This window comes from Curvibacter soli (assembly GCF_029211125.1).
Taxonomy (GTDB): domain Bacteria; phylum Pseudomonadota; class Gammaproteobacteria; order Burkholderiales; family Burkholderiaceae_C; genus Curvibacter_A; species Curvibacter_A soli.
The window spans coordinates 1-7,823 of sequence record NZ_JARGEN010000014.1; the positions used below are offsets into that span (position 1 = coordinate 1).

9 protein-coding genes, 1 other RNA gene and 1 pseudogene are annotated in these 7,823 nt (G+C 57.7%); 5 read left to right on the forward strand and 6 right to left on the reverse strand.

Annotated elements, in window-relative coordinates; all coding sequences use genetic code 11:
• Window positions 1-120: 120 nt before the first annotated feature.
• From PY257_RS02735 to PY257_RS02755, 5 genes and pseudogenes are all read right to left on the reverse strand, one after another.
• A pseudogene (locus PY257_RS02735) lies at window positions 121-297 on the reverse strand (ParB N-terminal domain-containing protein); the annotation flags it as partial.
• A 373-nt stretch (window positions 298-670) separates the two neighbouring features.
• The gene (locus tag PY257_RS02740; protein ID WP_275738516.1) at window positions 671-1,021 is read right to left on the reverse strand and encodes an HVO_A0114 family putative DNA-binding protein; all 351 of its coding nucleotides are present in this window, start codon (window positions 1,019-1,021) and stop codon (window positions 671-673) included.
• Complete coding sequence (locus tag PY257_RS02745) at window positions 1,018-1,383, reverse strand: toxin-antitoxin system TumE family protein (RefSeq protein WP_275738518.1); 366 nt, start codon at window positions 1,381-1,383, stop codon at window positions 1,018-1,020. Before PY257_RS02745 ends, PY257_RS02740 begins: the two co-directional genes overlap by 4 nt.
• 24 nt (window positions 1,384-1,407) lie before the next feature.
• Window positions 1,408-1,806, reverse strand: a complete 399-nt coding sequence (locus PY257_RS02750; RefSeq protein ID WP_275738519.1) for a DUF6362 family protein — start codon at window positions 1,804-1,806, stop codon at window positions 1,408-1,410.
• Window positions 1,799-1,930, reverse strand: coding sequence for a hypothetical protein (locus tag PY257_RS02755; RefSeq protein ID WP_275738781.1), 132 nt, complete (start codon window positions 1,928-1,930; stop codon window positions 1,799-1,801). The genes PY257_RS02750 and PY257_RS02755 overlap by 8 nt, the downstream gene beginning before the upstream one ends.
• Window positions 1,931-2,000: 70 nt before the next feature.
• On the opposite strand from PY257_RS02755, the gene PY257_RS02760 reads away from it, so the two are divergent.
• Both PY257_RS02760 and PY257_RS02765 read left to right on the forward strand, forming a co-directional pair.
• A complete protein-coding gene (locus PY257_RS02760; protein WP_275738521.1) occupies window positions 2,001-2,267 on the forward strand; it encodes a hypothetical protein in 267 nt (88 codons plus the stop codon).
• The gene (locus tag PY257_RS02765) at window positions 2,255-2,503 is read left to right on the forward strand and encodes a hypothetical protein (RefSeq protein ID WP_275738523.1); all 249 of its coding nucleotides are present in this window, start codon (window positions 2,255-2,257) and stop codon (window positions 2,501-2,503) included. Before PY257_RS02760 ends, PY257_RS02765 begins: the two co-directional genes overlap by 13 nt.
• A 257-nt stretch (window positions 2,504-2,760) precedes the next feature.
• Here the strand turns inward: PY257_RS02765 and ssrA are convergent.
• Window positions 2,761-3,112, reverse strand: a transfer-messenger RNA (tmRNA) gene (gene ssrA / locus PY257_RS16375).
• A gap of 190 nt (window positions 3,113-3,302) precedes the next feature.
• Here ssrA and gmtY point away from each other — a divergent pair.
• The 3 genes from gmtY to gmtX form a co-directional block, all read left to right on the forward strand.
• Complete coding sequence (gene gmtY / locus PY257_RS02775) at window positions 3,303-4,757, forward strand: gamma-mobile-trio recombinase GmtY (RefSeq protein WP_275738525.1); 1,455 nt, start codon at window positions 3,303-3,305, stop codon at window positions 4,755-4,757.
• 116 nt (window positions 4,758-4,873) lie between these two features.
• Entirely contained in the window at window positions 4,874-7,636 is a 2,763-nt protein-coding gene (gmtZ, locus tag PY257_RS02780) for a gamma-mobile-trio integrase GmtZ (protein ID WP_275738527.1), read from the forward strand.
• Window positions 7,633-7,823: gamma-mobile-trio protein GmtX (gene gmtX / locus PY257_RS02785; RefSeq protein ID WP_275738529.1), on the forward strand; the 191-nt coding region annotated here is incomplete at its 3' end. The genes gmtZ and gmtX, both read left to right, overlap by 4 nt.

The window sequence follows — 7,823 nt, forward strand, 5'->3', positions numbered from 1 at the left end:
GCTTGCCTTCGCGCAGCAGACACCAGACGGTGGCCTCATCGGCGCATTTGGCCTGCGCCCAAGCCTGCACCGGGGTGCTGCGCGGATTCCACTTGATCAGGTAATCGACGGTGCGTCCCAACGCACGTGCCAGGCGATGATGCCGTTGTCGCCGTCGACCAGGATCGGGGTCGTCCAGCCGTACTCGACGATGCTGGCCGCGATCTTGGCGATCTGGCTTTCGGCGTGCGTGGGCGGATTGCGGGCGTAGGGAATCAGCGCCTCGACCTTGCGGTACTCGACGTTGAGCGTGTTCAAAGTGGGAATCCCAAAAGCAAAACCCGCCGAGCGTTGCCGCAGGGCGGGTTGGTTGAATGAAGATTCTGGTGGGGTGGTAACTGCGCCTGGGGGTGGTAACCGGAGCCGGTAACCTGGCCGACTGGTAACCTTGTCCGCGCCCTGACGCTAAAAAAGCGTCGCGCTCGCGCCCCCCGCATGGGTTATTCCGCAGGAAGGGCCCATTTCGCCTCGGGAGCGTGGCTTTCGAGCGACTGTCGCCTCGCCGCCACTGCTCCTCATCATGGAACGAATCCTACCCTCGAACCGGCTGATTTGTTGCACGCTCAAAAACCGCTGATGCCCGCTGATGCACTCGCATTGCCGACCACGCGCGCTAAATCACGCCAAAACCCTACGCGGCGACGATCCGGAACTCGGTGGCCTTGGCGACCGGACGCACGAGGTTGCGCTCGCGCTTCAAATCGACGATGCCGTAGTTGGACATGGTCTTGAGCGTGCGCGAGAGGTTGCCGGGCTTGCGCCCGGTGGTCAGGGCCAGCGCAGAGATGGATTCGGGTGCGGTCTCGGCAATGACGCGCAGCAAGGCGCGGTTGTCGTCGCTCAATACTTCGGCCAACGACTTCATCGACGTGAACCAGATCTTGGGGTCGCCGGACTTGGGTTTGTAGTCGCCGCGCGCGATGGCCAACACACGCTTGCGAATCTTCTCTTGGGGCATGATGCCGATCACGATGGATTTCATGGCTTGCTTACCTCCAACAGGACGCGATCCACGTCCGCGAAAAAATCTTCCAGCAACTGCTGGGCGTCTTTGAACTCGTAAGGCACGCCCTTGTCGGTGGCGTGCCGGTGCTTGTGGTCGAACGCCAAGATGCGCCCGGCGTACTTGAACTTCTTGGGTGGCTTGACGGCGTGGGCGTTGTCGTAACCCAAGATGCGGTTGCCATACGGTTCGTGCAGCGTCAGCGAGTACCGAATGCCGTGCGGAATCTGGTCGGACACATCGACGCGCCAAGCCTCCAGCTTGATCCAATAGCCGTTCCCCTGATCGAGGATCGACCCGTGGAGATCGAGCAAGGTGTCGATGGCGGCATCGCGTTTCATGCCGAACTATATCATCTGCTGATACTATACGCCAACCCGCCCGTTCAGGTGGCCGACCACGGTGTCCAGCGCCTTCTGCCAGCGCCGCCATGCCGTCGTGCGGTCGCAGGCAAAGCGGATGGTGATGTCGCGCCAGCCGTATCGCTTGGCGCGCATCCACACGAGGTGGCGCTGCTCGACTTCCAGCCACTGCACCCACTTCATCGTCTCCAGCATCCGGTCGATGGCGTCCGGCGTTGGCGGAAACGGTCGGTAGACCTTCTCGTCGGCAGCGAAGGCTTCCCACTCCTTGCGCACGATGATCGGCCAGGTGTTGAAGTAGCCCTGCACGCGCACGGGCGGCAGGCGACGTCCGGTGCTGGCCGCCTCCTCGAAGCGCGCGGCTACGTCGTCAATCGTCCACGGAGTTCGACGGTCAGCCATGACGTGCCCCTCCGTAGAGTCGCTCGCCGATGCGGCGGATGAACTCGCGCTCGATGAAGTCGAGGCGTTCGTCGGCGGCGTTGACGACGAGGATGTGCTGGTCGTGCCAGCCGCGTTGCTTCATCGCTTCAAGGTCGGTGGTCTCGGGCTGCATCCGACCCAAGGGGCAGCGGTAGGTGGCCCTGGAGCAAGCCTTGCTGCTGCGCGGCACGCGCGAGTTCGCAGATCTGTCGGCCTACGAGCAGTTCGTTGCCGACACGGTCAGAAGGCTCAATGCCCGCTGCGCCCGAGCCTGGGAGGGTGAGCGAGCCAGCCTCAAGCCCCTGCCAGCGCGCCGCACCACCGATTTCGAGGAGCTCGATGCCAGAGTCAGCAAGTTCGGCGTGTTCACGGCCAAGAGCGCGACGTACAGCGTGACCACGCACGCATTGAGGAGATCGAGGAGGAAATGGCTTTCCTGACCAAAGCAATGGAAGGTGGTAAAGGCCTCGGAGGGCGGCAACGCAAGGCCGGGGACAAGCGGAAAAACGTCCGGGACGCCTTCCGCAACGCCGTTGACCGTGCCATCAAGCAAATTGCGAAGTACGACAAACCACTGGCAGAACACCTGGACAACAGCATCAAGCGTGGCGAGGTGGTGGGCTACCGACCCGAGTCGCCGATCACCTGGGACGTTCGGCCCATCGTGAACGGGTAGCCCGGTCCAGGGCCGGGTCGCCTGCGTGAAGGCGGCTTCCGTGACGAACAAGCGGCCGGAAACCCGCGTCGTTGCTGGGTCAGGTGCGAAGTCCTCCTCCGCAGAAACAGAGAATGGGTGGGAACTGAGAACGAAAAAGCGCCCGAAACGGGGCTGTTCGGGGCGGCGGCGTCCGTCGCAGCAAGGCCCAAACCCGCGCCAACACTGGGGGGAACGGGCGAAAAAAACCAACCGAGAACGGTTGGTTTTTCAAATAGTGGTGGAGCTGGGGGGAATTGAACCCCCGTCCGCAAGCCTTCTTCGCGCAGATCTACATGTTTAGCGGTCTGTTTTGAGTCTCGCCTCCGGCATCGCGCAGTCGCACGCTATCCCGAACGCCAGTACCCTTTAGTCTCATCCCGTGCCAAGGTACCCGGCCCGGAACCAGCCGACGTGAATAACCTTGCAGCCGGGAGGCCTTGCGGCCCCCTTGCCCAGCCCATCGGCGTGCTGTTGCAAGGCTCACCGGTGTTTAGGCGGCGAGTGCGAAACGTTCGTCGTTTGTTATACCCCCCAAATCTTCTTCCATAGTTCCCTTGAACGATCTTGCTTCATTCGGACTTTTTCAACGAAGAGGGAGGGGAAGCCGTGGGGTGGGCAACTCTTCAGAGTTGTCCACGCCTTCAAGGCGGGGAGGGAGGCCTCCCTCCCCTCCCCGCATCTTCCGGCCTCGGTACCGATTGTGTGCTTACCCCCAATACGTCCATACTCCACAGGAGTGATGTACTAACTTTGACCGTACCCCGAAGGAAACCAGCGCTTGTTCGAATCAACAACAGTCACAGGACGGGTTTTCACAGACGAAACCGGCATCCACTACGAAGTCCCGGTGCTGCTGACACCTGAGGGGCCCGTCGACATCCTTATTGACTACTTGATCGACCATTGGGACGGTCGCAGCCCGCAGTGGATGGTCAAAGTCACCGCTTCAGTAAGACTTTTCCTCGAATACCTCGAAGCTCATTCGACCTACCTTGATGAGCAGGCCATTTTTCAGAACTTCAGGCAACGGCTCTTGACTGGCTCAGTCAATGCCGCAACCGGGTCCGACGACAGCGGCCTTTGGTGGAAGGCGCAAGGACCTGAGAATACTCGTCGAATCTTGACAAACCTGACCGACTTTTTCGGTTGGTGGGCTAAACGAAACCCAGGAAAGGCAACGCCTGCCCCGCTACCACGTACGAGCCGATACGACCTCCGATTGGCAGAGGCAGCGTTCATGTACCGCAGGAACCAGGCCTTTCTCGGCCACACATGGTCCACATTCGAAGAAGCATCGCGCAAGCCCGGCAACCATGCTGTCACGAACAAATGGCACGCGACGCCGCGTTCCGAAAAGGAAACGGAACCCTCCTTTCCTGAGGACCGTGTGCTGGATCTCGTGCTCAAGGGGTTCAAAGTCGGCGAGCGGTACAACTACCGTGACATGCTGATCACACTGCTCCTCAACGGTGCTGGATACCGCGAATCTGAACCCTTCCATCTTTATCTATGGGACGTCACTGAAGACCCCCACCAGAAAAACAGTGCCCTTGTACTGATCCACCACCCCGCTTGGGGCAATGCGCCGAAGGATCCATCTTGGCGCGACGCAACCGGCCAGCTCAGGAACGGTCGCCGCGTTGAGTACTTGGCGGAGCGATTCGGCATGGCTCCGCGCGATTGGGGGCTGTCGACCTCTGCAGCCGGGTGGAAGGGAGGTATGCATGAAAAGCAGTTCGGCGGTTACTACAAGCAGGCGTACTGGTTCGTACCCGAGTTCGGCGAACTGTTTTGGCGCATTTGGAACTTGTACGTTCAAGAGGTCCAACGCATCGCCCCTGCGCTCCGTAACCACCCCTTCGCATTCGTGAACACGATGCGCGATCCGAAAGGCGACGTTTACAAGATGGGCAAGTTCGAAGACTCGCATGCTGCCGCAGTTCGTCGAATCGGCCTCATTCCAGCCAAGCATCTCGGCACCAGCATCCACGGCCACCGACATGCGTACGGACAGCGTCTTCGCAAAGCTGGGGTGCCGAAAGAAACCATTCGTCGCTTCATGCACCACGCTGCGGTGGAGAGTCAAGACGTGTACACCCAACCGGATCGGGCCGAGTGCATGGCTCACATCGCGCAAGGTGTCCAACGTCTGAATGACAAATCCGCAAGACTTCGCGACGATCTTGTCGGCCTCGCCCCCCATGATGTTAGCAACCCATTTTCGCTTGTCTAGCATCTATGCCTCCTCAACCTTCACCGGAATACATTGCAGCCAAAGCCGTGGCGGCGGAATTTGATCAACAACGCGTAGCACTCGCTGCATGTTGCAAGCAAGACGTCGAATCCGGCATGACCCTCAAGCAAATCGCCGACAAGCTGAACAAGTCTGGAAGTCGCACGAAAACAGGAAAAATTTGGCAGTACGCGAACGTCGCAATGCTCATGAAATTTCCGAATCCACCACCCGCCGGTGTATTCCGTCCTAGCGCGAACCCCGATAAAAGCGTTAAAAAGCGGAAGGGCTTCACGCGCCGGAACGACATTAGCCTCAACTGGGTGGCAGCAACGTTTCCTGAGCTGGAGCAATGGCGAGCTCTTGGCGCCGAATACCTCAAGGGCAGAGAAGCCGGTTTAGCTCACGCCTTGGCAGGGGTTAACGCCCTGATTGACTTTTTATCTGCGCTCAATTTGCCGACGGATCCAAGCACCTTCTTGCTTTATAGGACTATCGTTCCAGACTTCTACGAAAGCATGTGGGGCTCAGACCGCACGCACGGGAAGGTACTTATCAGCAACTCAACACATTACTTCATTGAGTGGGTTCTGACACGGCCTGAGTTTTGCGAAGAAGATGACGATGGTCGTCAGCAACGGTCACCTGCGTTCAGAAATCCGATTCCGTTTCTGACTCGCAGTGGGCTGCCTACACACTCTGAAAGCGTTCGATCGACACTTCCTTATGGCTACATCGATGAACTTCGCAAAATGATTGCGGAAGGTCCTTGCTTCGGGGACTGGAAAATGGCGCAAACCGCGCTGGGTTCTTCCAAATTAGGTCCTCTTCCGCGTTCGCGGGCTGAAGACGGTACCAAAATTGCCCCTGACTGGTTCCCGGTTGAGCCAGAGATCATTGATCTTACAGATGCCGACTGTGTCTGGCGCACGCGCACCCGCATTGTAAAAGGAATTGGCCAACGCGGCCAAGGGAGAGATTCGGAAACCATTTATGAAATGTGGAGTCCGGTTCGGTGGGTGGCATTACTCATAAAACTCCAACTTCCATTAAGAACCCTACAGGTCCGTCTTTTAGATTCGGGAGAAGCTGATACCTTTCGTTGGGAGCAAGAAGAATGGACGCGAAATACTGCCGCTCTGGCGAAAGGCGATGAAACCCGTCCTTACGCAAATGGCGTTTTTCGGCGCCCAAATCAGCTTATTGATGGAGATGCAAAGGTTCTCCTGCACATTAATACCAACAAGACTGCTGACCAGAATAAGGCCGGTTCAGCCAAGGGATACAACGTACCGTGGATGGTTGATGGGCCCATGCATCAAGACCCGTTTTATTGGCTTGAAAAGTTGCGCCGCTGGCAGCAAAAATACAATCCCTTAAAACGCCTCACACGCTGGAATGAACTAGACGGGAGACACATACCACTGAAGTCGGAAGTGCAATTGTCCAGCTATCCCGACACGGCTTTTTTATTTCGTACACCAGAGACTATCGAGCAGCCTTTTTTACCATTGACTATGATGGCGCTCGACCGGCCATGGTTTCACTGCCTTAAAACTCTCCAGAAGCGTTTGCTACTACGTTCTGAAACGTTGCCGGGCGGACGACCAATTGAGCTTGTGGTAAGTAAAAACAATTCGGCGCCAAATACGAGGACCACTTACTTTCCTTTGCACAGTCTGCGGGTGTCCCTTATCACTGCACTTGCCCTGGATGGCGAAGTACCGTTGGCGATCCTTCAGAAAATTGCTGGCCACAGCCGCTTGGTCATGACTTTGTACTACACCAAACCTGGAGCGAAGCAGACACAGGAAGCCATTCAAGCCGGGGTTGCTAGATTGAACGAGGACGCAGCGGACACAATCCTCGATTGGTTGGCCAACGCGGAATACGTCCAATTGGTTCGGGACGTCATTGCCAACAGTCCGGAGGCATTCCGCGCAGCTGTCCCGGAAGAGACGCATTTGCGATCACCGGCGGGCTGGATGTTGATGGTCGACGGTCTGTGCCTTGTCGGCGGGAACAACGTCGAGCTTGACGCGCCTGGATGCCACAACGGCGGGCCGAACATTGGCAACGAGTCTTCACCGAAGTTCGCACCTGTTCAGGGTGGCGCACGTAACTGCCCGATGTGCCGCTGGTTTGTCACCCAACCCTACTTCCTCCCGCAGTTGGCTGCGCGCTGGAACAACGCCTACTACCACTGCCATGACGCTAAGGAGCAAGTGGTACGAGCCGAGCAGAGGTTCCGCGACATTGAAGACCGAAGAGCGGAAGCGCTTGCTCTCGATAAGTTGTTTCCTGAACAGCGGCAATACCTGGAAGCACAGCGCAACCTTGAGCAAACAGTCCAGCGCTTTGACAACCTAACAAAGACCGTCACGGCGATCACCCGCTTGATGGAGCGATGCAGAAGCGCCTTGACATCAGGCGGAGGCACGTCACTTGTCGCCGTAGGGGGCATGACCGAATTCAACTTCGCCATTCAAGAGGTGAATTCTGAACTCCTGCAAGTGTCAGGAGTCTGCGAGGGCTCCATCATGTATGCCGATCTTGAGCCCGGCAAAGCTGTCTTTCGCCAAAGCCAGCTCATTGATGCCGCGCTCATTCGCGACGATTTGCCGCCACTGCTTATGACGCTCACTGAAGAAGAGCAGAAGCTGGTCGGAAGTGCTTTGTTGCGTCAATTGGCTTCGCAGATGAACCCAAATCACCCGGAGCTAGGCCGCTACCAAATCATCACCCTGATCGATGCAAAGCAGTCTCTTAAAGAACGTCTCGGACCCGCCATGGAGGACGCACTTCGAGTTGCAACTTCCCAAGGGACATCAAGGCACCCAGATCAAATGCTTTCAGTCATGGCACCAGAATCCGCATGAGCAGCACGGCTACCATTCACCCCGATCTGGTTCTCAGCGCTTTACTGGGCACCGCAACTCATCCAACGAAGCTCCGAAACCTCGAGCTCTTCCATCAAATCTGCAAAGAGCGGGAAACTCTTGGCAGTAATGATTTTTCGCTCAGATCAATCGGCGAGTTCGTTGAGGCTCGCGGTGGTCCGAAGGT

Coding starts and splice junctions, on each gene's coding strand:
- gmtZ (WP_275738527.1), top strand. CDS start 4,874: ATGACCCTCAAGCAAATCGCCGACAAGCTGAACAAGTCTGGAAGTCGC.
- PY257_RS02740 (WP_275738516.1), bottom strand. CDS start 1,021: ATGAAATCCATCGTGATCGGCATCATGCCCCAAGAGAAGATTCGCAAG.
- PY257_RS02750 (WP_275738519.1), bottom strand. CDS start 1,806: ATGGCTGACCGTCGAACTCCGTGGACGATTGACGACGTAGCCGCGCGC.
- PY257_RS02745 (WP_275738518.1), bottom strand. CDS start 1,383: ATGAAACGCGATGCCGCCATCGACACCTTGCTCGATCTCCACGGGTCG.
- PY257_RS02755 (WP_275738781.1), bottom strand. CDS start 1,930: ATGAAGCAACGCGGCTGGCACGACCAGCACATCCTCGTCGTCAACGCC.
- PY257_RS02765 (WP_275738523.1), top strand. CDS start 2,255: ATGGCTTTCCTGACCAAAGCAATGGAAGGTGGTAAAGGCCTCGGAGGG.